Source organism: Rhizobium sp. BK275, from assembly GCF_014193555.1.
Classification (GTDB): domain Bacteria; phylum Pseudomonadota; class Alphaproteobacteria; order Rhizobiales; family Rhizobiaceae; genus Rhizobium.
The window spans coordinates 19,722-44,724 of the sequence record NZ_JACHZL010000005.1 but is presented as its reverse complement, the minus strand read 5'-3'; the positions used below and the strand labels follow the sequence as shown (position 1 = coordinate 44,724).

The following is a 25,003-nucleotide window of genomic DNA, read 5'->3' as shown; positions in this document are numbered from 1 at the left end:
TTAGGCGTTGCGCGGACGACGGACGTAAGGTCCAACGCCGCAACACCAGTGTGCAGTCTGACGGGGCCTTGAGGAAGATGGAGGTCGGCTGCTCCACTTCATCAATATTGATGAAGTGGAGTAGGGTGCTTCACCTGGATTGACCCGGAACATGGGCTTCTGTCTCACGAACGACCCATAGGAGGCCGAGGGTGGAGGAATGTTTCCCGGCGATCGACGTTAAAACTGGAGAAGAGTTGCGATCAGGTCGCATCGCGCTCCGTGCGCAGATTGGCGACGACGCGCCGGTTTTGCACCTTGCAGGAACGCTCCGTGCAGTCGCGGACTTCTCGGTCCTCGCCGTAACCCTTGGCCCACATCCGTTTCGGGTCCACGCCCTTCGAAGCCAGATAGGCCATTGTGGCGTCGGCGCGCTGTTGCGACAGCGTCTTCATCTTCGACACTGAACCGTTATCGTCAGCAAACCCCTGCAGCTTGATCAGCCAGGTTGGATTCCTGTTAAGCCAGGCAGCCTGGTTGTCCAGCGTCGTCATCGCGACGGAGTCGAGTTTGGCGGAGTCCTGTGTGAAGTAGATACGCCGGCCGACGTTGAGGATGAAATCCTCTTCGCTGCCAGCCTTGACGCTTTCAAAACCGGGCGCGGGATCGTTGGTCTGGCCAGTCAACGGCGCCGCGGGAGGTTCTTCCACGGAAGCGATATCGGTGGTGGTGCAGGCAGTGAGCGCCAAAAGCATGGTCGCGGCGGCAAGACGCCTCGTATATCCAGACATCAACGTGATATTCCTCATTCGACCGGGGTTGCCTGGCTGACCTCAGCTGCCGGCGCCTGGTCGGCAATATGCGGTAGGACCTGAACCGCGGTGCCGATCGGGCAGCGCTGATAAAGATCGATGGCGTCTTCGTTGAACATGCGGATGCAGCCACTGGAGGCATCCTTGCCGATGCTCCAGGGTTCCAGCGTGCCGTGGAAGCGATAGCCGGTGTCGACACCGTCACGATGCAGGTACATGGCCCGGGGGCCGAGCGGGTTCTTCGGTGAGCCCCCGGCCACGAATTCAGGCAGTTCAGGATGGCGCTTGCGCATCTCCGGTGGCGGCGTCCAGCGCGGCCAGAGAGATTTGCTGTCGATCGTGGCGCGACCGAACCATTTGAAGCCCTCGCGGCCGACACCGACGCCGTAGCGGATGGCTGTCTTATTCTCCATGATCAAATAGAGAAAATGATGCCGCGTATCGACAACAACGGTGCCGATCGGCTCGCTGCTGAAATATTTGACAACCTGACGCTGCCACTGCCTGTCGATCTTGGCGAAGTTGGTCGCTCTGAACGTCACGCCATTATCGGCGGCCGTGCCGGTAAAATAGGAGGCAGCCTGGGCAAAAGCCGGTTTTTGTACCGCGCCGGTGCCAAGCAATGCCAATCCACCAGCCAGAATATCCCTGCGGGTCCACACCATCGGCCATATCCCCCTCAAAGCCAAGCAGCGTAGCGCCAGTAAATCAGATTTTTCATTTGCCACAACACAAAATTCTTTTCGTCCCCCAAAGCTTGAGGTCGAGTTGCTGATGCCTCTGGGTCGGTATTGCTCTGATCGTTACTCGGCGAGAATGCCGCTATACCCAATTGCACAACATAACCGAAGGCGGCCACCAACTGTGTTGCCTGCGCAGTTGAATCCTGGTCCCGCCCCTACAGTCGCGGAACCATTCGTTCAACTTAGAAATTCCTGCAAATTCAATCTTGGAAAAAACATGCTGGAAATTGTCAAGTTTTTTTGGTTTACCTCTCACGTTGCGAAATAAGCGGAATTTGCAATCCGGCGTTTAGCCTGCCGTCGATTGTTCATTTCCGCGTTTCTTTATGGATATTGCTATGGGCATCAGGGAGGACGACGGGCGTTACGCGATCTATGCGGCACATCGCTCCGACCTCATTCGATATGCTACGCCCATCGTCGGTTCGCGAGAGGAGGCTGAAGATCTCGTCCAGGAGGTCTTCATAAAATTCGTGCCGGAAGACGTGGCCGCACCCCAGAAGTTGAAGGCCTATCTCTTTCGCATGGTGAGGAACCTCGCGCTCGACGTGCGCAGGCGCCAGAAGCGCGATTTGCGCGCCCGTCCGGAAGATACACCGTGGTGGGGACTTCCCCTGGACACGGGAACGCCTGAGGAAAACGCGCTCTTCTGCGATCAGGTCAGACAGGTCGACGCAATCCTTTCGGCGATGCCGGACCAGGCACGCATCGCTGTCGAAATGCATCGCTTCGGCGGATACCGCATGGAGGACATCGCCAGCCACCTCGACATTTCGGTGGCCGGCGTCCACAGGCTGATCAAGGCCGCAATTGTCGAATTCGCCAAAAAAATGGGATGATCCGCTAAAAATCTCGAATCCGCGTGAAAAAACCGGACGAGATAAACGTCATTATCCGTGAAGCGGTAAAACAGCGGGGATGCGACGTGGTTTGGCTACGGGAAAGATTGGGAACTGATGGCCGTCGAACCGGATAAAAGGCCTGATGTTTCGGACGAGGCACTGGCGGCGGCGGCAGACTGGTTCCTTCTTCTGCAGGAAGGTCCCGAAGACGCCGACCTCAAAGCGCGCTTCGATCGCTGGCTGGGCAGCCATAGGGAACACCGCCTGGCCTGGGAGCGCACGGAGAAGGCATGGACCGCGATGGGGCAGGTCGTTCCGGCCATGCGATCGCAATGGGAATATGCGTCGAGATCGGCGGCCAGACCCGTCATGCGAAAACCGGCAGCGGCTCGGCGTCGCGCGCCGTGGCGCCGGGTTGCCGTGGCAGCGGCGGCTGTGGCCGCGCTCTGTCTTGGGTTTGTCGTTGCGCCCGGCCTGATGCTTCGCTTGAGCGCCGACTATTCAACGTCCACGGCGGAGACCCGCACGATCACCCTTCAAGACGGCAGCACGGTAACGATGGCTGCCGCGACCTCGATTGCTTTGAACTACGGCGACGGACGGCGGGGTATCAAGCTTCTTGCCGGTGATGCGTATTTCGAGGTGGCGCCGGACAAGGACAGGCCCTTTACGGTGGAGGCAAATGGCGTCCGCGTCGAGGTGCTCGGCACGGCCTTCGATGTGCAGCTTGCCGACGGGCTGACCAGCATTGCCCTTGCACACGGTTCCGTTCAAGCCTCCATCGCGGGTTCGTCTGCGACCACGCCCGAACGGTTGGTGCCCGGAGATCTGTTGACGGTCGATCCAAATAGCGCCGTCATGATGAAGGACACGATCCCGATCGATCAAATCGCCAACTGGCGCAATGGCGAACTTTATGTCGTGGACGCGACGCTAGCCTCGGTGGTCGAGCAGATCCAGCGCTATCACCCCGCCTGGATATCGGTTCCCGACGCGACACTTGCCCATCAGCGGGTCACTGGCTTCTACAATCTCAGGCAACCCGATCAGGCGCTGCGCGCGCTGGTCGAACCTTATGGCGGCAAGGTCCGCTCGATATCCTCGCTCGCGCGCATCGTCAGCCGACTCTAGAAAGAAATTTGACTGTAATTATCAAGATTTAGCTCGCTCCAGCCGAAAACCCTGAAAAAACTCTGAGAGCCAATCGTCATTTCGTTGAAAGCGCCGGGCACGACATCGGCGCAAACGACTGGAGAGACGAGAGTGAGCATGCGAGTGAGGGTAGGGGTTCTGAGGCTCAACGGCGCGCGCCAAGCGGGTGGGTACGCCTGGCGAGCACGGTTGTTGGCGACAACGGCTTTTGCAATTTTATCGGTCGTGACCAATGCTCACGCGCAGTCGGCTCCGGCCGATCAGGCACAGGCACAAGCGGCCGCCGCACTCCCCTTCAACATCCCGTCCCAGCCGCTGGCGAGTGCAATCCGTGCATTCGGGCGTCAATCCGGTATGCAGATCACGCTATCGTCTGCGCCGACAGGCTCTGTGAACACCAGTGCCGTCGTCGGTCGATTGACGCCTGCCGATGCGCTTGATCGAATGCTGTCGGGGACGGGAATATCGGCCCATATTTCCGGAGATGGCGGCGCAGCAACGATCGGCGGCGGCGAGATCGTGAATGCCATTCCGCAGGAGGATGGTGTTACCCAGCTTGCTCCGATCGTCATCAAGGGCGGTCGGCGTGCAAGCTCCGGCGCGGGCTATCGCGGCACGCCCGACTGGGTCTACGACGAGCCGGCAAGCGTCAGTGTCATTTCCAGGGAGGCCATTCAAAGCTCTCCCGCCCGTAACGCACGCGACCTGCTCGACACGGCCGCCGGCGTCTATGCCAACCGTTCCGAGGGGCAGAACCCCGGCGTAACGGTCAATATTCGCGGCCTCCAGGACCAGAACCGCGTCGTCACCATGATCGACGGGGCGAGGCAGAATTTTCAGCGCAATGGTCATGGATCGACGCAGCGAACCTATGTCGAAACTGCCTTCATCCGTGAAATCGATGTCGAAAAGAGCGGCACGTCGGGTGTTGGCGGAGCCGGCGCACTCGGCGGTTCGGTCAACTTCCGAACCATCGAGGCCGATGACCTCATAGAAGACGGCCGCCAGTGGGGCGGCGAGTCAAACGCGACCGTTGGCACCAACGAGTTCCAGTTTGATGGCGCAAGCATGGCGGCAGTGCGACTGTCGGACAGCTTCTCGGTGCTCGGTGGCATCAGCCACAAGAAGATCGGCGCCTATGACATCGGCGAGAATGGCGACATCAAGCTTTATGACAGCTCCGTGCATGACGGAGCGGCGATCTTCACCGGGCAGGATTCCTACTCTTACCTGCTAAAGGCCGAGGCGGAACTTACCGACGATCTCGATACGTCGCTGACCTGGCTTCGCAACGATTCCGACTTCAGCCAGGGCTCCTACAACAATGACGGCGACCTTGATGAAGATACGCAACAGGTCCTGAACGATACGATCACCAGCAGTCTTCATTGGGATCCGGACAGCGAGCTCATCGATCTCAACGCCCGCCTCTGGTACAACCACACGCGAAACCGCGAGAAGCGCTACGGCTCGGCCATCAACGACGATGGTTTCCCCGTCAATTATGCTCTCGGCACACTGGGCTTCAGCATCGATAACACCAGCCGTTTCGAGACCTCAGCCGGTTCGCTTTCGTTGAATTACGGCGTCGAGGCCTTCTTCGACCGCGGAAAGACGGAGACGCTCGAGGATTACTTCCTCAATGGCGTCGATATGACGGCCACCTATACCGGCACGACCCCATCGGGCGATCGCGATGTCTACAGCGCCTTTACCAATGCCACGTTCGAACATGACGATTGGCTGATGGCGCAGGCCGGCCTGCGCTACGACTATTACAATCTGTCAGGCGATGCATCGCTCTACGGTCTGGAAGTCAAGACGATCGACAACCGGAGATGCCGGTTGTACTTCCCCGACGGCGTGACCTGCCGGATCTGGACGGGCACCATCGATCGCGTAACGGTCTATCCGGAAAATGTCATCCCGGTCGATAATTCGGACGGTGCGCTGCTGCCCTCCGCCATGCTTGCAGTTAAACCCGTCGACTGGCTGCAGCCCTTCGCAAAGTATTCGCGCAGCTTCCGTCCTCCGACGATCATGGAAACCTTCCTGACGGGCGGTCACCCCGGCGTCAATCTCGTGGAGAACGCTCCCAATCCCGATCTCGTGGCCGAAGAAGGCAACACGTTCGAGCTTGGTGTGAATGCCACGACCGACGGGCTCTTGTCCACTGATGACAGCCTGCGCCTGAAGGCCGTCGGCTTTTACCGCGAGATCGAAAACTATATCGCGCTCGGGACAGTTCATCGCGCCGAAACGGGCCGCGACTATGCCTCCTATGTCAATGTCGACGGCACGACGCGCATGAAAGGCATCGAGCTGGAGGCGAACTACGATGCAGGCAAATGGTATGCCGGCCTCTCCTATACCTATCTGAAGACGGATTTCGGCACCAGCTACAGCTACGACGGCGCAAGCTACGAGATCGAGCCCTCGATCATTTTCGTGCCGCCGCGTAACAAGTTCACCATGGATGCGGGTATGCGGCTTTTCGACGACAAGCTGACGATCGGCGGTCGCGCCACCCATGTCGGCGGCACATCGCCCAATATCGGCGTGCTGGCGAGCAACTATGTGACCGAAGACTATTCGCTCTACGACATATACGGGTCCTACGCCTTCAACGATACCGTCAAGCTCCGCTTCGCCGTCAACAACGTCACCGATGTCGCCTACGTCCCGGCGCTCGGAACCATCAGCCTGCCCGGACCGGGACGCACGGCAACGGCATCGCTCAACTTCAAGTTCTAAGCAATTTCCCGGCCGACAGGCCCGGATCCGAGGTTCGTCGACCGACGGACAACCAACCATCAATGGAGAAAGACAATGAGTGTAGGAATTCAGGTCCCCGCCGGTGCGCCCGATTGGGTCAACTATCTCGAAACCACGTGGCTCAACTCCTTCTCATATCGCAGCCATGGCTCGTTCAGCCCGGGCTCGGCGCCTTACGACCAATGGGTCGCCGGCAACGCCGGTACCACCCAGTCGGGCGTGGTTCTCAACGGCGATTTCAGCTACATTCCTCCGGGCGGCTTCGTCGGCTCGCTCGATACGCTGGAATTCGGCTCGCATCTGACCGGCAGCACGGCCGCCGGCTATGATCTCAGCACCGTGCTGACGCTGGACCTGTCGGACGCGACCGCCTCTACGGCGTTCACCTATGCGATCTACTACCTCTCAAACTTCGCCGACCTGACGCATCTCTATGACTATCTCGGCGAACAGGGCACGACGCAGACCGGCAATAGCGGCGGCCTCGGCGAGACCCTTTACAGCTTTGCCGGCGACGATGTGCTGACGGGCGCTGGTGCGAGCGACTTCGACACCTTCTACTATCGCGCCGATCTGAATGCCGGCGGATGGGGCGATGATTCCATCACCGACTTCGTTGACGGCAACGACCTGATCGTTCTCGATGGTTATGGCTGGGATGATTACAGCGACTTCGTTACGGCTGGCGGCAGTATTTCCGGTTCGACGATCTCCTACGCCGGCAACAGCATTGACGTCGCTTTTGCAGGCGGCGGCACGCTTGACAGCTCCGATCTGATCTTCGTCGCGTGATCGGCCGATGAGGAACCAATTTTTGGTTCGGACGTCGTCGCAGCCCTTTGCTGCGGCGACGATCCTCCCGCTGAAGAGCAATGTCGTCAGCATCGCCCTCATCAGCGGGGTCGTCAACCTGCTCGCCCTGACATCGCCCCTGTTCATGCTGCAGGTCTATGATCGCGTGCTCGCAAGCGGCAGCGTTCCGACGCTGATTGGTCTGGCGGTGCTTGCCGCGGGCCTCTACGCATTCCAGTCGATCCTCGATATCGTCCGCGCCCGTGTCTTGCTGCGGATCGGCGAGCGATTTGACGGAAAGCTCAGCGCCCGCGTTCATGAGGCCGTGATACGCCTTCCATTGGTCAGTCGAGCTCAAGGTGACGGCTTGCAGCCGTTGCGGGATCTCGACAACGTCCGCGGCTTCCTGTCCGGCACAGGCCCCACGGCCTTTTTCGACCTTCCGTGGATGCCGCTTTATCTCGGCATATGTTTCCTCTTCCATGTCTGGATCGGCGTGACGGCGCTCGTCGGCGCGGTCATCCTTGTCTCGCTGACGCTGATCACGAACACCCTGTCGCAAGGTCCTATCCGCGAAACCATTGCCCAGAACATGATCCGCAACGGTCTTCTAGAAGGTACCCGTCGCAATGCGGAAGTCGTCCGCGCGATGGGACTGGAAACGCAACTCGCCAAACGATGGCTGAAGGTCAACGCCGCCTATCTTGCGGCCAACCGCCGGGCCGGCGACATTGGCGGTGGCTTGGGAGGCGTGTCGAAGTCGCTGCGCATGATGCTGCAGTCCGCCATTCTCGCTGTCGGTGCCTATCTCGTGATCACTCAGCAGGCCACGGGGGGCATCATGATCGCAAGCTCGATCATGATGGGCAGGGCGCTCGCACCCGTCGAACTCGCAATCGGCAACTGGAAACCGTTTCTGATGGCACGCCAGTGCTGGGCGAGGCTTCAGGACCTGCTGGGCAAGATCCCTGAGGCCAAGCCCGTCACGGCTCTGCCACGCCCTGAACGCGAGCTGCGCATCGAGGCAGTGACCGTCATGCCTCCGGGCGACAGAAAACCGACGCTGGCTGGGCTCGGCTTCTCGTTGGTCGCAGGAAGCGCACTCGGCGTGATCGGTCCATCCGGATCGGGAAAGTCGACCTTGTCGCGAATCCTGGTCGGCGCCTGGCAGCCGTCGGCGGGCAAGGTCAGGATCGATGGCGCCAGCCTGGACCAGTGGGACAGCACCGCACTCGGGGAGCATATCGGCTACCTCCCGCAAGGCGTGGAACTGTTCGACGGAACCATTGCCGAGAACATTTCGAGGTTCGAGGAAGCTCCTGACGCAGACGCGATCATCGCCGCGGCGCGTACGGCCGGTGCCCATGAACTCATCTTGAAATTCGAACTCGGCTATCAGACGCAGATCGGCGAAGGCGGAGCCGCGCTCTCGGCAGGTCAGCGCCAGCGCATCGGCCTTGCGCGTGCCCTTTATCGCGATCCGTTTCTGGTCGTCCTCGACGAGCCCAACGCCAATCTGGACGCCGAAGGTGAAGCCGCTGTCGTCAGGGCCATCGCCGCGGTTCGCGATCGCAAGGGCATCGTCGTCGTCGTTGCCCATCGACCCAGTGCACTTGGGATCGTCGACCATGTGCTGATGATCGAAGGTGGCAGGCAAAAGGCCTTCGGTCCGCGTGACGAGGTGCTTTCCAAAGTTCTCAAGAGCGGCTCGGGCCTGCCCGCTGGCCGGGGCTTTCCGGCAACCGGCGTGAGCACTGCGCCGCTGCGGGTGATTGCAAACGTCGCCCAGGCGGCATCGGATGCAGCAAATGGAGCCATAGCAGATAGTCAGGAGGATGCCGATGTCAGACATTGATGATCGCGAAGTCAGCCGTTCAATCCGCCGCCACCTGATGGTGGGCCTCATCGCTTCGCTCGCGATGGTCGGAGGTGCCGGAGCCTGGGCTTCGGTGACGGATATTGCCGGAGCGGTCGTTGCACCGGGGCGCTTTGTCGTCGATTCCTACGTCAAGAAAGTCCAGCACCCGAAGGGCGGGGTTGTCGGAGAAATCCTTGTAGGAGAGGGGGATGAGGTCAGGGCCGGTGACGTGCTCATGCGCCTCGACGCTACCCAGACCCGCGCCAACCTGGCGATCGTCACGAAGCGGCTGAACGAATTGGCTGCGCGGCTCGCAAGACTCGAAGCCGAACGTGACGATCTTGACGAGATCGCTTTTCCAGACTGGCTGCTTGCCGCCGACAAGGATACTGAGGTGGCTGCTGCCATGCATAGCGAATCTCGATTATTCCAGTCCCGGCGAGACGCGAGGGAAGGACAGAAAGCCCAGCTCAGTCAGCGCATCGCGCAGTTCGAGCATGAGATCGCCGGGCTGAAGGCCCAGGAAGTTGCCTATGGCGAGGGAATAGAGGTTCTAAATACAGAAATATCCGCTTTGAACAGATTGCGCGAACAGGGCATCGTTTCCGACCAGCGGCTGAACGGCCTCAAGACCCAGGCTGCGACCTTCGGCGGAGAACGCGGTGAGAAGATTGCTTTCCAGGCCCAGTCGGCCGGCCGGATCACTGAAACGCGGCTGCAGATCCTGCAGATCGACCAGGATCTCAGAACCGAAGTCGGCCGCGAATTGCGGGAGGTCCAGGCGCAGATCGGCGAATATGTAGAGCGCAAAGTGGCAGCTGAGGATGAATTGAAGCGCATCGATATTGTCGCTCCACAATCCGGCGTCGTGCATCAATTGGCGTTCCATACTGTGGGCGGTGTGATCTCTCCTGCCGATCCGATCATGCTGATCGTGCCGGAAGGGGATGATCTGGCCCTTGAAGTCCAGATTGCACCGAAGGATGTAGACGAGATTCAGATCGGGCACGCCGCGTCATTGCGCATGACCGCTTTTAATCTTCGCACGACACCCGAGTTGGGCGGCGTCGTCAGCCGAATTGCGGCCGATCTGACCATCGACGAACGGTCCGGTCAGTCCTACTACCTGATGCGCGTCGCTATCCCGCAAGCCGAAAAGGAAAAGCTGAAGAACCTCACGCTCGTTCCCGGCATGCCGGCAGAGGTGATGGTCAAAACGGGTGACCGCACCGCGCTCTCCTATCTCGTCAAGCCGCTCTCAGACCAGATCCTGCGCGCCTTTCGGGAGGATTAAGATCGACGCGATCGTCGAAATCGGAGCCCGGCTTTTGGATCGCTACCATGCCGTGCGGGCGGTCCCCAGTGCGAACGTATGGGAGGACGTGACGAGGGCGACATGAGCCTTGAGCGAAACGGCACAGTTTCCTGGATAGGAGAGATTGTGCTGGATCAGATGCTTCAGCAGCTCATCGGCGTTGCGCTTTTCTGTTAGCGGAAATGTCACTGTCATGTGCGTTCCTCGACAGAGAAAATTGACCGTTCGCAGGGATTAAGGCGTGAATCCTTTTGCGCCGCAACAAGAAAAATTTAACCATAAAATTAAAATCGATTAGTTTTTGAAGTATATATTTTAAAATCGTTTTAAATCCGGAAGCCGCCATTGGGTACGGTGTGCGTCGGGAAGCTGCGACAAAAACACACGCAGTTGGATAAGACCTTGTTAACCATCCAGGTCCCAGATGGAGAGAGGTTTAAACGTTCTGCCAGAGCCGTGAAATTCGTTCCGCCACGTAGGGCTTTAAATCCGCATATCCCCTTCGATAGCCGATGCCGACGGGTGGGTTATGCGCTGGTGCGTTCTGTTCTCGGTGTATGGCAATGTCGATCATTCATAGTATCAGCGTAAGAAGCGGTCGGCTGGTGAAGCTCACCTTCGAATCTGCCTCCTTCACGCGGGCCGCTCGCAAAACGACGGGAACGGCACGTCAGGCGAGAAGCCGTATCGTCACCCTCGCTGGCGTCCTCGGCATCGTCTACGCCGGGATGTTCGGCAAGCTGATTTACTATGGACTTGTCGTCGACACGACGACATCGAGCATTCCGCCAAATCCGATCATGGCCTCCCGGCCTGATATTCTCGACCGCAACGGCGAGCTTCTGGCGACCGATATCCGCACGGTTTCGATGTTTGCCGAGCCGAGCCATATGGTCGATGTGGATGAAGCGGTCGAGAAGCTGACGCAGCTTTTCCCGGAGCTTGACCGGAAGGCGCTCTATCAGAAACTGTCGGACAAGCGTTCGCAATTCACATGGCTGCGTCGCCAGCTGACGCCAAAGCAACAAAGCGAGGTTCTGGCTCTCGGCCTTCCCGCCATTGGCTTCCGCCCGGAGGTAAAGCGCTTTTATCCCGGCGGGCGCACGGCAGCCCACATTCTCGGCTATGTCGATATCGACAACAAGGGCATGGCCGGCATGGAGAAGTATCTCGACACGCAGGGCCTTTCGGATCTGGAATCCACCGGGCTCGCAGTGCGCGAGAATCTGGAGCCGGTGCGGCTGTCGATCGACATCCGGGCGCAGAATGTCGTTCATGACGTCGTCACCGATGCGATCACCACATACAAGGGCAAGGCCGCCGGCGCCGTCATCCTCGACGTCCATACCGGCGAGGTGCTCGCCATGGCGTCCGCGCCCGATTTCGATCCGAATGACCCGCAGGCGACAGGCAGCGAAGGCTGGCTGAATCGTATGTCGAACGGCACCTTCGAAATGGGCTCGACCTTCAAGACCTTCTCGATGGCATTGGCACTCGACAGCGGCACGGTGAAACTCTCCGACAGTTTCGACGCCACCGGGCCGCTGCACTACGGCGGCTTCACCATCCATGACGACCATGACGTGCCGCGCCGCTGGCTGACCATTCCGGAAATCTTCCGCTATTCTTCCAATATCGGCACGGCGAGGATGATGGACCTGGTCGGCATGGATCGTCAGAAGGATTATCTGACCCGCTTTGGCCTGTTGACCAAGATGCAGACCGAGCTGCCGGAGGTGAAGACACCGACACAGCCGAAAGTCTGGAAGAAGATCAATTCGATCACGATCTCCTTCGGCCATGGTGTCGCGACCACGCCACTGCAGACAGCGGTTGCCGGTGCCGCCCTCGTCGACGGCGGCGAGCTCATAGAGCCGACCTTCCTGCCGCGCTCGGCGGAAGCGGCGGCGAAAACCGAACAGCAGATCGTCAAGAAAAGCACTAGCGACACAATTCGTTATCTCTTCAAGCTGAATGGCGAACAGGGCTCCGGACGCACCGCCGATGTGCCCGGCTTCCATGTCGGCGGCAAGACGGGCACGGCGAATAAGGTTGTGAACGGTCACTATTCGCACACGTTGAGCTTCAACGCCTATCTGGCTGCCTTCCCGATCGATGCGCCGAAATATGTGGTGCTGTCTTTCATCGACGAACCGCTGACCGGCCAGCACGGGCTTACTTTCGCGACGAATACTGCCGCCCCAATGGTACATGACATCATCAGTCGGGTCGCACCGATCCTGGGCGTCGAACCGGATTTCGGGCAGAATCTGCTGGCCTCGTATTGAGACCGTGCCAGACGCTATCCGATAACGCAGGTTACCCGACTTTCTTTACTTTGCGTCATCCAGGCCACATACTTGCGGCCTAGGTCATTGGATGGAGGTGCGCACCTCATGTCCAGTCGAACGAACGTCACTGCAAAACGCCTCATGGACGCCTGCGAGCTGCTGCTTTGCAAGGCGCATGCCCTCGAAGAGCTGACGGCGCGTCGGAATGCGATCCGGGTGCAGGCGACGCCTTCGAGGGCTGAGCTGGTCGACATTCTTCCTGGGCTCGTCGAGAGCTTCGCTTGGGGCTGGTGCGTAACGTTGATATTCGGACTCCTCTACAACTTCTTCGCCCCACGCTGGCGATAGCCGAACGCAGGTGATCGGAGCGACGCTCAATCGCAGCGGCATGCTTCGCTTCCGGGCTACGCAGGTCGGCAAGGACACGGCGCTTTCCCAGATCATCCGGATGGTCGAGCAGGCGCAGGGCAGCAGGTGGCTGGCGTCGCCGAAAACCACCTGGACCGATTGCCGAGCCTGATCGACGAGTTGGCAGACGGCACGATTGCCGTGTTCTGAAGAGTGCTCGACCATGGGTGGCGGTCAGCAGCAATTGCTGGCAATCGCCCGCTCGCTCGCTGATGACCGCGCCGAAGATCGTCGTCATCGACGAACCGTCGGTGGGCCTAGCGCCGATCGTCGTGCGTGACGTGCTGAACGCGATCACTGAGCTGCGCGAGAAGAGCAACATGACGATCTTCATGCCACGATCGACGGCGCCTCCCGCCTCGGCGTCGCCTCTGTTGCCACCTGGAACGCGTTCATTTTCGTGGCTCTGCTTTGCGACGGACTCCTCCGTCAAGACCCTCCCGGTCGGGCTTGCGGAATTTTCGACCGAGTTCAACCCGATTGGGGAGCCGTCATGGCCGCCTCCATGGTGAAATGGATCGAACTGGGAACCGCTTCACATGGAGGGCGCTAACGTTTCAGGTCATAGGCTTGGTGAGATGCACGAAGCTCTGCCAGGGTCTTGCCGACGCAGCTGCCGCCCTCAGCGCCGCCGGTTGCCTTCGCGTGGCCGTCCAGGGTGATCGTGCCGGCCATCCGTTCAGATGCCACATAGGTCGCGACACCATCCTGAGAGATGCGCGATATGTAGAAGGCATGATAGGTGTCTTTGTACTTGCACTGGATAAGCAATGGAAATTGATCGAACGGATCGTCCTGCGCCTGGAGCGCGGTGAGTGGAAGCCATGCTAGCGAGACCAGACTTGCAAGAAGCGTTTTGGTCAATCCGTTTGATATTCGGCCGAATGCGTACTTCATTGCTCAATCCCTCCTTTTGCAAGATCATGTCTTCCGAAATCCGCTGCCGCTAGATCGTCATTGCGATGAGTGCATCGCGGTCAAGAAGGCGAACAATGCGTTGCAGTTTGCCGTTCAGGCAGAGGATGCGCTTTCCGCGGAGTTTCGTGAAGCAGCGGGCGACGGTTTCGACCGTCAGTCCGAGATAGTCGGCGATATCGCTGCGCGACATCATCATATCGAATTCGCAGTTTCCGGGATGACGATCGGCCATTTCATAGACAAAGGCGGCAACGCGCTTCAGTGCGCTTTGCTCGGTGATGACGAGCTGTTTGTGCTGTGCCTTTGCGAGGTTCGTCAGGGCAATGTGGAGAAGGTCTATGGGGACGATTGCGTCCTGATTGGCGCGAAAGGGCCTGATACAGGTTTCGCAGACGGCTTCCGCGAAATCGGTTCGAACATTGCCCGTTTCCAGACCGAACCACTCACCCTTGCCGCAGAAGGACAGGATGTATCGCTGCCCGCTGGCCGTCAGGCGATAGATGCGCACCGCACCCGCTTCGACCCGATAAATCGCAAGCGCATATTCGCCTTCGCTATAGATCATCTCGTCGGCCTTGAGCTTGATCGACTGATCCTTAGCCGTCCCAGCAGTCGCGCCATAGCGGTGTCCCGGAACTGTCGTCTGCTTTACGATCGCGTGGTCTTGAAGCATATGTGTCGCTCCCATCCGTATCGCAGAATAGGCAATCGCGGCCCGCCCCGGTATTCGAGATACCCCTTACGTATTATTACGGAAGCCCGGAGCCATCGACAGGTGTATAAAGCTATTCCCCTTGAGGAGAGCGATACGAAAATATCGCGGGAGGTCTCGATGGCATCGGAAGAGGAAGGGGACGGTCGCGCAATTCAAGACTCTGCAAGCGTGCGTGCACAACTTGACCTTATACTCGCCAGTCCGGAATTCCGTGCCCCTGAGCGCGGGCACCGCTTCCTGCAATATATCGTTGAAGAGACGCTTGAAGGGCGCAGCGAACAGCTTAAGGCCTATACCATTGCACAGGCCGTTTTTGGACGCGATGCCTCCTTCGATGCACAGAGTGATCCGGTCGTCCGCATCGAAGCGGGGCGGATCCGTCGCGCGCTCGAACGATACTACCTCGTCTGCGGACGCAGTGACCCGATCCGGATTACCATCCCCAAAGGAGGCTATGCGCCGCACTTTTCCGGGAGGGAGGACAGTTCGGATGCGGGCGAAATCTCCGCTCTGCAGAACCGTGAGAACAAGCGGCGCCCCCTCGGGCGGGAGCGGCGGTTAAGCTATCGAGATCTCCTGTTGCCGATCGGCATCCCCGCGCTGTTCGGGGTCGTGGCTGTACTCGCTCTTGTCCGTCCGCTGGAAGCCTATCTCTCCCCACCAAAAGGGTTGCCGGCCCCTGCCACATCAGCGTTGAAGAGCAAGATCAGGATTGCTGTCGAACCCTTCGCCGCTCTCGGCGGTACCGTGCAGGGAGCAGATTTCGTGAAGGGATTGGCCGATCAGCTGATTGCAAAGCTGACGAAGGTGGAAAATCTTGTCGTGCTTGCCCCGGCCCGCTCCAGGACGGAAGTGAACGGTTCGCTTTTCAACCTGCAGGGAAGCGCCCTCGTCGAGGGCATGATCCTTCATCTGCATGTCCGCCTGATAAATGACGCCGACGGCGCGGTTATCTGGGCAAATCAATATGATCGAGACCTGCGCGGCCAGAACATTCTCGATGCTGAGGACGAGATTGCCGCACAAATCGCCATGGAGATTTCGAACAGCCAGAGGCTGAACGGCACAGGCACCGATCCATAGCTTATCTTATCTTGCGGACACGGGGTCGGCGACCAGCCCTGAGGCGCGCAGCCCGTTCAGGAACCGTTCCTGGTCCTCCGGCCGCTGCAGGCGGAGCGACACTTCCTGACGGATATTCGTCATCAAAGCCGGCGCGTGGATTTTTAGCCAATCCTGTTCCAGCATGGCTTCATCAGTCTTTCCGGCCGCTCCGAGAATGGATAGCAGCACAAGGCGATGCATGGGATTATTGTCGAGATCGGACCTTCTCGACCACTGCTCGGCCTTTCCGATATCTCCCTTCATGAATGCGCACAAAGCCATGCCGACCTCGTAATAACCTCTGGTGCCGACACCCTTGTTGAGGGCGACCGACAGCAACTCGCAGCCCGATTGCCATTTCCCCGACATCGCCAATCGAAAACCGTATTCGCCTGCGAGTTCCACATCATCAGGGTCTGCATCGTAGGCTGCGGTGCCTGCCTTCAGGGCCTTGTCGATATCTCCCCTGAAGAAGCTCACCTGCATCTGTGCCTGCAGCACGCGGGGATTGTCCGGCGCGAGTGATGTTGCCCGCTCCACCGCAGCGCTCGCCAGTGCGAGAGGCTGGGTCGACGATGACGTGCCGAGCGTGTAACGGAATCTGATTTCATCGAGATAGGCCATGGACAGCAGCGCCCAGGACACCGCGTCATTGGGAAAACGCTGGGTCGCTTGTTGCAGGCATTCGCGTGCTGCACCGTGACTTTGCGCAGTCATGGTCTGGCGGTAGCTGGAATAGGCGAGCGTACAGGCATAGGCACTCTGGTTTCCCGTCTGCGCCGGTCGCGCTGCCATATCCGTGTCGGTTTGGAAGATGGCGCCATAGGGCTGCGCGACGGCATTGGCGATTAACCGGGCGATATCGCCTTGAATCGCAAGCTTGTTTTGATCTTGAAGATCCGCATCGAAATTATTGGCCCAGATGACCGCTCCATCCAATTGGCGCACCAGCCTGGCAACGGCACGCAGCCTGCTTCCATCGCGCTGGACATTGCCCTGCAGTGCGTAGTTGGCAGCGGTGGCGTGTTCACGACGCAGCGGATCGGCGACCACGACGATGTCATCGAACTGGGCGAGCTGCCCGATAATGTCGTCTCTGAGGCCACGCGCGATATCCGAACCGGCGTCAGCCGGGCTGCTTTCGGCAAAAAAATCGATGATCACCTTTGGCTTGGGAGGTCCCGGCGGCATCGTCGCGGTCGGAGTATTACGCAAGGACAATGCGGACGTGAGAGCGAGGACGACGGCCAGCGCAGTTCCGAGACCGATAAGGGTGGCAAATCCCGGACGACGTGTTTCCTGAAGCGAATGATCTTGATCTTCGTATTCGGCATTCTGCGCATTATCCGAGACCTCGGCGGGCTCTGCCGGCGCCGGCGCACCCCGCGCATATTCGAAATGCGGGACATATCCACCCTTGGGCACAGTAATGACGACGTCATCCCTCTGGCCTGCGACGAGATAGTAACGCTCGAGCGCCTTTCGTATTCGGCCGGCCTCGATTCGAACAACCGGATCGTTCTGCGGGTCGAACGAAGCTTCCCGACCAAAAACCACATTTGCTATCGTGAATGCCTTCAGGAAGTCCGATCGGCCGGCGAGCGTCTCATTGACGACGAATGCCAGGAAATTCCGCCCGCGTTTCGGCGCGTGAAACTCCTCGCTTGTGAGAATTCGTTCGACCTGCTGGCAGATTTCATCAGCCGTTGGCCCAAGACCGCTGAAGGCATTGATCTTTGCGCTCCTCATGATCGCCCCTACGACAAGATCACGCAATTATTTAAGCCATTTCTAACACATCATACCTCACAAGCCTGGGGTTGCAAGCTCTGCTTTAGAATTGCCGAATATAAGTTGACCAGCTGCCGATCGGCAAAGCCTTTGCGGTTTCAAGCGGTTGCGTCGCAGCATCGATGGTGATGGCCATGCGCATAAGCTCTACCAGATTGCGCGCGCCCATCTTGGCCATCACATTGGCGCGATGGACCTCCACCGTACGCGAGCTGATGCCGAGATGATAGGCGATCATCTTGTTCTGTAAGCCATCGAGTACGCCGGAGAGGACCTGATGTTCGCGGTCCGTGAGCTGACGAAATCGCGCAGCAACGCTTTCGCAATCGGTCACGGCGCTGCCGCATCGCCTTTGCCTCATTGCTCCGTTAATGGCCGCGATCAGCGCCTCTTCCCTCAACGGTTTTTCCAGAAAATCGGACGCTCCCGCCTTCATCGCCTGAACCGCGGCGGCGATATCGCCCCGACCGGTAATGATGATCGCCGGCACGTCCGTGCTGACACGCCTTAATCGCTGAAGCAATTCGATGCCGTTGACATCAGGCATGCATAGATCGGTAACAAGGCAATTTCGCCCCGACAGCGGGAGAAGTTCCAGAAAGGCTTTCGCACAGCTGTGTGCACGAACGGCAAAGCCTGCCGACACCAGCAGAAACGTCAGAGATCGCCGGAGCGACTCCTCGTCATCGACGAGATGGATCGTAAGGTCATTCGCCATTGATTGTTGTCTCCACCAGCGGGAGCGAAAACGTGAGGATTGAGCCTCCCTGTATTCCCTTACGCGCGCTTATGCGGCCTCCATGCGCTTCAATGATACGCTTGGACAATGCCAGACCCATGCCAAGTCCGCGCGGTTTACTGGTGACGAAGGGACGAAACAGCGCCTCTTCGATCTCGGCGGCAATTCCGCAACCATTGTCGGACACGTCGACGACCAGATGCGAGAAATTGTCGGTCCTGGTGTGGATCGCGATAGTCGGCCGCTCGACGCCGTCGGTCGCGTCTATGGCATTGTGAAGAAGGTTCATCAGTACCTGGACGATCTGGACACGGTCTGCGACTACGATGTCCCGCTCTGCTTCGAGTTGCAAATCGGTGTGAAGGTCTTTCCGGGGTGATCCGGCAAGCCCAAGCGCCGTCGCTCTGTGGATCAACGCGTGCATCGCCTCCCGTTGTTTCTCGCCGGTGCCGCGCTTTGCAAATTCCCTGATGTTCTGGACGATCGTTCCCGCCCACAAGGCGTGTTGCGTAATTTCCGACAAGGCTTCACGAAGCTCCGCGCCGTGCCGGCGACGGTCGTTGGTCATGAGGCGCCTGCACCCCTCGGAGTAAGCGGCGATCAAGGAGAGCGGCTGGGACAGTTCGTGAGCCAGCGTCGTTGTCATTTCTCCAAGCGCGACTACTCTTGCGAGACGCGCCAGCTCACATTGAAGCTCCTGAACCTGCTGCAATGTCTCGCGCTCTGTCCGGAAGTCCTCAAAGATCGCCGCAGCGAAGGTTTCTTTTTCGCCCTGTTCTCGGATGATGGTCAGCGCAGTTGGAAACTGGACGCCGCTCTTGGTCGTTGCCAGACCGGCGCGTGCCGCGCCCTGGTCCGCCCAGCGTCCCCTGAGCTTGACATCCGGTGTCGCCGACCAGACGAGGTCGATCTTGCGGTCGAGCAATTCATCTTCCTCATAACCGAACAGGATCACCGCAGCCCTGTTACAGGCTGAAATTCTATTGTTGCCGGTCATGAAGAACACTGCGTCCGGTATGTGTTCATAGAGCTGCCGGATCCAGTTCGCCTGTGGCCCGTTATCTCCCTTGGACGCATCACGCACGGGTTCGCGGCGTGCTATTCGCGTTCCGATGAACGAGATTCGCCCCGTCAGGCTTGAGACAAGGGAACTGAATTCGGTAACATGCGGCGCCTCCATCTTGGTGGACATGATGGTCTCCTCCGCCCTTGAGAAGTAATCCTGTGCCTCGACGGCCTCCTCAACAATGGCGCGAGTTTACCATCCTTGGATGGGGGATCGGTGTAATATCGCGTAGACTCTATTGGTCTTTTCCTAGAACCGGACCTGCCGAAGGCCCAGCGAGCCAGCACCTTGGCTCGCCTCACCTCCATTGATCCGGCTCAATGCCTCTGGCTCGTCGCTCCGCTATTCTGGGACGTCGTGGGTATATGGCCATTTGGGAGAGCTGGTTCACTGCGAGGAGGGCTCGCGATCGCTGGTGTAACGCCAAGGCAGGACATGGCGAATGCAACATCTGCAGAGTGCTGGCAGGAAAAACCATGCCGGCGGAGTGACTGGCACGCCGAAACGATGGCATCTTGCCGGTCGACGCCGGTGCATCGTCGGGGAGGGTTCGGTGATGTGGCGCTTGGTCGTTGAAGCTCCGTTCGAAGAGGACATAGAACTCGCCGTCATCGACGACGAAGGTACCCATGCCCTGGTCTTTCCTTGCCAACGTCTGCCCGGCGGATGGACCAACGCCATGACCGGCGAGATGCTTGACATTCACCCGACCCATTGGCGCGCATGGCAAATTCAGCGATGTGATCCGTCCGATCTTCATTGAAAGGGACTGCAAATGCCTCGTCAGCCGGATCCCGGCAGTTTTTGCTCTCAAATCGGAACATATATTTGCTAGGTCGGGAACAATCCGACCGCTTTCTGCCTTCGTATCAGTTGCAGACGTGCTTTGAATACGGAGCGATCCATGAGCCTAGAACGCGGTCGCAGAAAACTGATGTTGCGGCTTCCCGATATCCGTCATCTTCTGGCGGAGATAACCAACGAGACGCTCGGCGAGATGTTCGAGGCCTATGATCTTGCCGTCGATGCGTTGGACAGATTTCGGATTCAAAGACCGAGGGAAGATAAGCTGATTACAGAATATGAGCAGCTCTGCCGCGAAATAGAGCAGGAAGTCGTCGTCTACTGCACCAGCCGATGAGCTTGCCGATACCTATCCGATGTGTTCCGCTTCGGATCCATTTGAGGTCGCCGGCGGCCAGGCCCAGGCTCTCAGCAACTCGTAGAAGACGCTGAGGACGACCGGCCCAAGGAACAAACCCAGGAGCCCGTGAGAGAGCGTGCCGCCGATGACGCCGATCAGGATAACGGGCATCGGCGTCGAGAGGCCTCTCGCCATCAGGATGGGCTTCAGAATATTGTCCACGACGGTGATCGGCACCGCAAGGCAGGTAAAGATAAAGGCAGTCGCAAATGGCCAGGAGAACCATGCCCAGATGGCGACCGGCAGCAGCACGAGCCCAGGGCCTAGCTGCATCACGCACAGCATGAAGACCGCAAAGGTCAGCGCACCGCGTGCCGGAATGTCAAAGAAGGCAAAGCACAATCCGCAGAGCAGGGTCTGCAGGAAGGCAACGCCGATCACGCCTCGCGAGACATTCCACACAGTGGTTCCTGCCAGCCGGGCAAAACCGACGCCCTTTTCGCCGGCAATCCGGCTTGCCAGCACCTGTATTGCCGCAGCCAGGGGCGCGGACCACGTGAGAAACAGCCCGGAGAGCATAATCGAAGCGACGAAGCTCAAGACGCCGCCGCCAATCGAGGCGAGCTTTGCGACGACAACACCCATGACCTCACGGATGGGCGCCTGAAACTTGATGATGGTGGAGGCGAGATCGCCCGCAATCTGGTTCCAGGTGTCATGGACACGCTCGCCGACGACGGGCCATTCCTTGATGGCGGCCGGTGCTGTGGGTAGCGTGAAGTTCCCCGTCCGCAACTTGCCGGTCAGTGCCTGCACCGCATCGGCAAAATTGACCGCAACGAGCGCGAGCGGTGCGATAATCAGTACAAGGCAGCCGACAACGATGATACTAGCCGCAATCACCGGCCTGTTTCCAATCAGTCTCGAGAGAGCCTGGAACATCGGAAACAGCGCCACTGCGAGGATCGCCGACCAGATGACGATCAGTGCGAAGGGCGCGATGAGAACCATCGTCCAGTAGGCGAAAAGCCCGATGATGCCCAACCGGACTAGATCACTTACTCTCGCCTCTATCGAAATCTGGCCCGCATCGGTTTTCCGCGCCGGCGTATCGGCTGTCTGCTCCATTGTTACATCCGCCACGTTCCAGGCCGCCAACGCTTACGACGTCGTGTCGGGCACGATATGGCGAATGCTGCTATCCTCTATGAAGTCGGCCGGACGCTTCTGACGTTTTCCCAGATCGGGCTCGTCAAACTTCACCCGCTCATAGGGAATGGACTGCAGGATATGCGAGATGCAGTTAATCCGCGCGCGCTTCTTGTCGTCCGAAGGCACGATCCACCATGGCGCATGGTTGGTGTCGGTCATCCGCAGCATCTCGTCATAGGCGCGCGTATAATCCCACCAGCGCTGATAGGATTCGAGATCCATGGGGCTAAGCTTCCACTGCCGCACCGGATCGTCGATCCGCCGCCTGAAGCGCCGCTCCTGTTCTTCCTCGCTGACGGTCAGGAAATACTTGAGCAGAATGACGCCGCTTTCGACGATGGCCGCTTCAAAGCGGGGCGCGAGCTCCAGAAAACGCCGCGCTTTCTTATCGCTGCAGAAGCCCATGACACGATCGACGCCGGCGCGATTGTACCAGCTGCGGTCGAATATCACGACCTCGCCGGCGGCCGGCAGGTGAGCGATGTAACGCTGCATATAGATCTGCGATTTCTCGCGATCTGTCGGTGCAGGCAGCGCCACGACCCGGAAGACACGCGGACTGACCTTTTCCGTTATCCGCTTGATCATTCCCCCCTTTCCGGCAGCATCGCGTCCCTCGAAGATGATGACGACCCTTGCGCCGGCTTTCTTCACCCAGGCCTGCAGATGGGCGATTTCGACCTGCAGCCGGCCGATCTCTTTCTCATAATCCCATGATTTCTTTTTCTTTTTATCCTTGCCGCGACTCTCATCGCCGGCGGCCTGCTTCGGCTCGTAATTCTCGTCCATGGCTCTCCCTCCTTCTATCACTAAGGTGCATTGCTCGCCGGCGTGGCACTACTGATCTGGTCGATATCGCCGATCAGTGTCCGCAGGGCTTCTTCTCTGCCGTTAAAAATATTCTCGGCGCCGACCATCTTGATGACCCCGGCCCGTTCGAGAATGACGCGGCTTTCGTCGCTGAGATCGGCAAAGGCGAAGATGATGTTTCGCTTCACGAGGATTTCGGCGACGGCCTCGAGCGCGGTCGCGCCGGTGCTGTCGATTTGTGTGATGGCGCTGGCATCGAGCACCAGACATTTGGTATCGGCGGGAAGCTCCTTTGCCACTGATGTCAGTCGGATGCGAACGTAATCAGCGTTGTAGAAAAGGATGCTGCCCTGCACCGCGAAGACGGCGGCGCCCGGGACGGGCCGGGCCTCCGGATAGCGCTTGAGATCGAAGAAACCGTGCCGTCCCTCGATGCGGCCAAGAAGGCCGTCGCGCGGAAACATCGTCTTCCGCAGGAGATAGACGAAGGTTGCGGCAATAGCGACGATGACGCCATTGAGAACACCGAAGCTGATCGCCCCCCACATGGCGATCAGCGCGAAGACGAATTCCATACGGCTGATGCGCCAGATCTTCCTGAGCTCGGGAAGATCGATCAGGCTGATGGCAGCCATTGCCAGGATTGCGGCGAGCGCGGGAATGGGAAGGATGCGCAACGCAGCATGAAGGAAAACCAGCACGGCGATCAGTGCTCCCGCGGAGACCAGTCCTGCGACCTGCGAAACGCCGCCCGTCGACAGATTTATGGCGGTTCGAGAATCCGATACGCTGACCGGAAACGAACCGAAAAACCCGGGCGCTATATTGGCTGCGCCAAGCCCGACCAACTCCTGATTTGCATCGACCTCGTCACCGGTCCGCGACGCGAAGCTGCGCGCCGCCACAATGCCGGAGCCGAAGCTGACAAGAAAGATCGCAACCGATCCGGTGACGACTTTGTCGAGAGGCATCTCATGAAGCGGGGGTAGGGAGAAACTCGGAAGTCCGCGCGGTATGTCCCCAACGACGGCGATGCCTTGGTCCCGAAAATCGAAAATCGCGGAAAGAACGACCGAGATAACGACGACCAGAATAGGACCTGGAATTTTGAAAGGGAAAAAACGGAGGATCCACAGCAGCGCGAACATGCTAAAGCCGAAGATGAGCGACGGCCAGTGGATCAGGCTGCTTTTGGCAAGCAATTCGGCGAGCGGCTGAATCAACCCATCGGATTCGATCTTCACCCCCGTGAAACGGCCGATCTGTCCCACGAGGATCGAGAGGGAAACGCCGGCAAAGAACCCGACCAGAATGGGGCGGGAAAGAAAGTTTGCGAGGACGCCAAGCCTCAACAATTTGGCGGCGATATAGCAGACGCCAACGCCGAGGGCGAGGGCTGCCGCGATCGCTACCCGGTCGCCGCTGCCCGTGGGATCGGCGGCTATGATCGTGCCCATTGCAGCCGCCAGCACCGACATTGACGCGGCATCAGGACCCACGATCAGAAGGCGGGACGGGCCGAAAATCGCATAGGCGATCGGCGCGACGATGCTCGCATAGATGCCGGTCTCCGGCGGCAGGCCGGCGATGGCGGGATAGGCGATGGCGCTCGGCAGGCCGACCGCAGCGATCGACAGGCCGGCCGGGATATCGCTCCGGAACCAGCCTCTGTTGAAGCCAGTCAAGCCTCGCAGCATCGGAAGACTGCCTATCACTGCTAGCTCCTATGCTTTCACCGTTGCCATTTGCGTCTTGGCATTCCACCCGGCTGCAACTGGCCTTGGGCCATCAGAGGACGATTGCGCGCCTTGGCCATGAGATGAGGAATGTCGTGGATCGCAATCACTGCGTAAAACAGGGTGACGACAACAAAGACCAGCACGCCCAGGGCAAAATAGTCGAGAAACACGGACGCTCCCTTCCGGCTGGTCTGGCCGAGCCGTTCGATTACTATCGACAGCAAGATATTAGGCCCGTTTGGGCGCTGAAGCCCGTAGCATCGCGTAACCTCTATCGGCGCGTTGGCAGATGACCCGAAAAATGAAGAGGCGGGATCGGCAGGGTGGATGCCGTTCCGGCCTCGGCCTGCCGTATTCATCGCGTTTTTAGAAGCCGGCTAACGTAAGATCACGTATTTTACGTCTGCGGCCGATCCGCCTGTTATATAGTTCCCGCATCTGCTTGGCGCAGTTCAGCGGCGGGGAGGAGATGGTGTCGGGAGAAAGTGGTTCGACATATTTGTCCGCCATCGAGACGGCTGAGACTTATTTTCCCGAGCAGAAGCGGCTGGTACAGCGGCTTTTCTATGCAAACGAGGCTTTTCACAGCATGTGCGAGGATCTCGCTGCCGCTGCACAGGCTCTGGCGCATGTCGAGCGGTTACCTGAGACGGTGCGAGAGGCGCGGCGGCTGGAATACGCGGGGCTCGTCGATGCCCTCCTGAAAGAGATGGGGGAGGCCATCGCCCAATCGAAAATTGTGGTGCTCCGGCGGTCAACGCAGACTGGCCCGAAACCTTTGTAGGCGTATCTGTCGTT

The 25,003-nt window shown here is 59.1% G+C and carries 25 protein-coding genes and 1 pseudogene; 14 read left to right on the top strand and 12 right to left on the bottom strand.

Annotation, left to right across the window (positions count from 1 at the left end):
* Positions 1-242 precede the first annotated feature (242 nt).
* Both FHT82_RS16655 and FHT82_RS16650 read right to left on the bottom strand, forming a co-directional pair.
* Positions 243-788: an OmpA family protein gene (locus tag FHT82_RS16655; RefSeq protein ID WP_183732927.1), complete on the bottom strand. Its 546-nt coding sequence runs from the start codon at positions 786-788 to the stop codon at positions 243-245.
* Positions 785-1,456 (bottom strand): L,D-transpeptidase, encoded by a 672-nt coding sequence (locus FHT82_RS16650; protein ID WP_183732924.1) that lies wholly within the window; start codon positions 1,454-1,456, stop codon positions 785-787. Before FHT82_RS16650 ends, FHT82_RS16655 begins: the two co-directional genes overlap by 4 nt.
* A 416-nt stretch (positions 1,457-1,872) precedes the next feature.
* On the opposite strand from FHT82_RS16650, the gene FHT82_RS16645 reads away from it, so the two are divergent.
* From FHT82_RS16645 to FHT82_RS16620, 6 genes are all read left to right on the top strand, one after another.
* Positions 1,873-2,373, top strand: coding sequence for an RNA polymerase sigma factor (locus FHT82_RS16645; protein ID WP_183732921.1), 501 nt, complete (start codon positions 1,873-1,875; stop codon positions 2,371-2,373).
* Between the two features lie 117 nt (positions 2,374-2,490).
* Positions 2,491-3,507: a FecR family protein gene (locus FHT82_RS16640; protein ID WP_183732918.1), complete on the top strand. Its 1,017-nt coding sequence runs from the start codon at positions 2,491-2,493 to the stop codon at positions 3,505-3,507.
* Positions 3,508-3,753: 246 nt separating this feature from the next.
* A complete protein-coding gene (locus FHT82_RS16635; RefSeq protein ID WP_348647627.1) occupies positions 3,754-6,282 on the top strand; it encodes a TonB-dependent hemoglobin/transferrin/lactoferrin family receptor in 2,529 nt (842 codons plus the stop codon).
* A 75-nt stretch (positions 6,283-6,357) separates the two neighbouring features.
* On the top strand, positions 6,358-7,095 hold the full coding sequence (locus FHT82_RS16630; RefSeq protein ID WP_183732915.1) for a hypothetical protein: 738 nt from the start codon (positions 6,358-6,360) through the stop codon (positions 7,093-7,095).
* A 61-nt stretch (positions 7,096-7,156) separates the two neighbouring features.
* Positions 7,157-8,950, top strand: a complete 1,794-nt coding sequence (locus tag FHT82_RS16625) for a type I secretion system permease/ATPase (protein ID WP_348647638.1) — start codon at positions 7,157-7,159, stop codon at positions 8,948-8,950.
* A complete protein-coding gene (locus FHT82_RS16620; protein WP_183732910.1) occupies positions 8,937-10,247 on the top strand; it encodes an HlyD family type I secretion periplasmic adaptor subunit in 1,311 nt (436 codons plus the stop codon). The genes FHT82_RS16625 and FHT82_RS16620 overlap by 14 nt, the downstream gene beginning before the upstream one ends.
* 42 nt (positions 10,248-10,289) lie before the next feature.
* On the opposite strand, the gene FHT82_RS16615 is transcribed toward FHT82_RS16620, so the two are convergent.
* Complete coding sequence (locus tag FHT82_RS16615; protein WP_183732908.1) at positions 10,290-10,463, bottom strand: hypothetical protein; 174 nt, start codon at positions 10,461-10,463, stop codon at positions 10,290-10,292.
* A 368-nt stretch (positions 10,464-10,831) separates the two neighbouring features.
* On the opposite strand from FHT82_RS16615, the gene FHT82_RS16610 reads away from it, so the two are divergent.
* The 4 genes from FHT82_RS16610 to FHT82_RS30375 all read left to right on the top strand — a co-directional run bounded on the left by FHT82_RS16610 (position 10,832) and on the right by FHT82_RS30375 (position 13,479).
* The gene (locus tag FHT82_RS16610; protein WP_183732905.1) at positions 10,832-12,556 is read left to right on the top strand and encodes a penicillin-binding protein 2; all 1,725 of its coding nucleotides are present in this window, start codon (positions 10,832-10,834) and stop codon (positions 12,554-12,556) included.
* 108 nt (positions 12,557-12,664) lie between these two features.
* Positions 12,665-12,907 (top strand): hypothetical protein, encoded by a 243-nt coding sequence (locus FHT82_RS30380; protein ID WP_246698152.1) that lies wholly within the window; start codon positions 12,665-12,667, stop codon positions 12,905-12,907.
* A 10-nt stretch (positions 12,908-12,917) separates the two neighbouring features.
* Positions 12,918-13,079, top strand: coding sequence for a hypothetical protein (locus FHT82_RS16600; RefSeq protein ID WP_183732902.1), 162 nt, complete (start codon positions 12,918-12,920; stop codon positions 13,077-13,079).
* Positions 13,080-13,134: 55 nt separating this feature from the next.
* A complete protein-coding gene (locus FHT82_RS30375; RefSeq protein WP_246698151.1) occupies positions 13,135-13,479 on the top strand; it encodes a hypothetical protein in 345 nt (114 codons plus the stop codon).
* Between the two features lie 37 nt (positions 13,480-13,516).
* On the opposite strand, the gene FHT82_RS16590 is transcribed toward FHT82_RS30375, so the two are convergent.
* Positions 13,517-13,864 carry a hypothetical protein gene (locus FHT82_RS16590; RefSeq protein WP_183732898.1) on the bottom strand — a complete coding sequence of 116 codons (348 nt, stop codon included), beginning with the start codon at positions 13,862-13,864 and terminating at the stop codon, positions 13,517-13,519.
* A gap of 49 nt (positions 13,865-13,913) precedes the next feature.
* Complete coding sequence (locus FHT82_RS16585) at positions 13,914-14,558, bottom strand: helix-turn-helix domain-containing protein (protein ID WP_183732895.1); 645 nt, start codon at positions 14,556-14,558, stop codon at positions 13,914-13,916.
* 159 nt (positions 14,559-14,717) lie between these two features.
* On the opposite strand from FHT82_RS16585, the gene FHT82_RS16580 reads away from it, so the two are divergent.
* The gene (locus tag FHT82_RS16580) at positions 14,718-15,683 is read left to right on the top strand and encodes a hypothetical protein (protein ID WP_183732892.1); all 966 of its coding nucleotides are present in this window, start codon (positions 14,718-14,720) and stop codon (positions 15,681-15,683) included.
* A gap of 6 nt (positions 15,684-15,689) precedes the next feature.
* Here FHT82_RS16580 and FHT82_RS16575 read toward each other — a convergent pair whose 3' ends face one another.
* From FHT82_RS16575 to FHT82_RS16565, 3 genes are all read right to left on the bottom strand, one after another.
* Positions 15,690-17,453 (bottom strand): hypothetical protein, encoded by a 1,764-nt coding sequence (locus FHT82_RS16575; protein WP_183732889.1) that lies wholly within the window; start codon positions 17,451-17,453, stop codon positions 15,690-15,692.
* An 85-nt stretch (positions 17,454-17,538) separates the two neighbouring features.
* The gene (locus tag FHT82_RS16570) at positions 17,539-18,213 is read right to left on the bottom strand and encodes a response regulator (protein ID WP_183732887.1); all 675 of its coding nucleotides are present in this window, start codon (positions 18,211-18,213) and stop codon (positions 17,539-17,541) included.
* Positions 18,203-19,426, bottom strand: coding sequence for an ATP-binding protein (locus FHT82_RS16565; protein ID WP_183732884.1), 1,224 nt, complete (start codon positions 19,424-19,426; stop codon positions 18,203-18,205). Before FHT82_RS16565 ends, FHT82_RS16570 begins: the two co-directional genes overlap by 11 nt.
* A gap of 316 nt (positions 19,427-19,742) precedes the next feature.
* On the opposite strand from FHT82_RS16565, the gene FHT82_RS30695 reads away from it, so the two are divergent.
* Positions 19,743-20,063: a hypothetical protein gene (locus FHT82_RS30695; protein WP_348647626.1), complete on the top strand. Its 321-nt coding sequence runs from the start codon at positions 19,743-19,745 to the stop codon at positions 20,061-20,063.
* Positions 20,064-20,204: 141 nt separating this feature from the next.
* Entirely contained in the window at positions 20,205-20,441 is a 237-nt protein-coding gene (locus FHT82_RS16555; protein WP_183732881.1) for a hypothetical protein, read from the top strand.
* Positions 20,442-20,453: 12 nt separating this feature from the next.
* Here the strand turns inward: FHT82_RS16555 and FHT82_RS16550 are convergent, their stop codons facing one another.
* The 4 genes and pseudogenes from FHT82_RS16550 to FHT82_RS16535 form a co-directional block, all read right to left on the bottom strand.
* Positions 20,454-21,572 (bottom strand): AI-2E family transporter, encoded by a 1,119-nt coding sequence (locus tag FHT82_RS16550; RefSeq protein WP_183732878.1) that lies wholly within the window; start codon positions 21,570-21,572, stop codon positions 20,454-20,456.
* Between the two features lie 33 nt (positions 21,573-21,605).
* Entirely contained in the window at positions 21,606-22,445 is an 840-nt protein-coding gene (ppk2, locus tag FHT82_RS16545) for a polyphosphate kinase 2 (RefSeq protein ID WP_183732876.1), read from the bottom strand.
* A 20-nt stretch (positions 22,446-22,465) separates the two neighbouring features.
* Positions 22,466-24,181 carry a SulP family inorganic anion transporter gene (locus tag FHT82_RS16540; RefSeq protein WP_183732874.1) on the bottom strand — a complete coding sequence of 572 codons (1,716 nt, stop codon included), beginning with the start codon at positions 24,179-24,181 and terminating at the stop codon, positions 22,466-22,468.
* A 77-nt stretch (positions 24,182-24,258) separates the two neighbouring features.
* Positions 24,259-24,375 (bottom strand): annotated as a pseudogene (locus FHT82_RS16535) (DUF3302 domain-containing protein); the annotation flags it as partial.
* Positions 24,376-24,674: 299 nt separating this feature from the next.
* Between FHT82_RS16535 and FHT82_RS16530 the strand changes: the two are divergent.
* The gene (locus FHT82_RS16530) at positions 24,675-24,989 is read left to right on the top strand and encodes a hypothetical protein (protein WP_183734167.1); all 315 of its coding nucleotides are present in this window, start codon (positions 24,675-24,677) and stop codon (positions 24,987-24,989) included.
* The last annotated feature ends 14 nt before the right edge of the window (positions 24,990-25,003 follow it).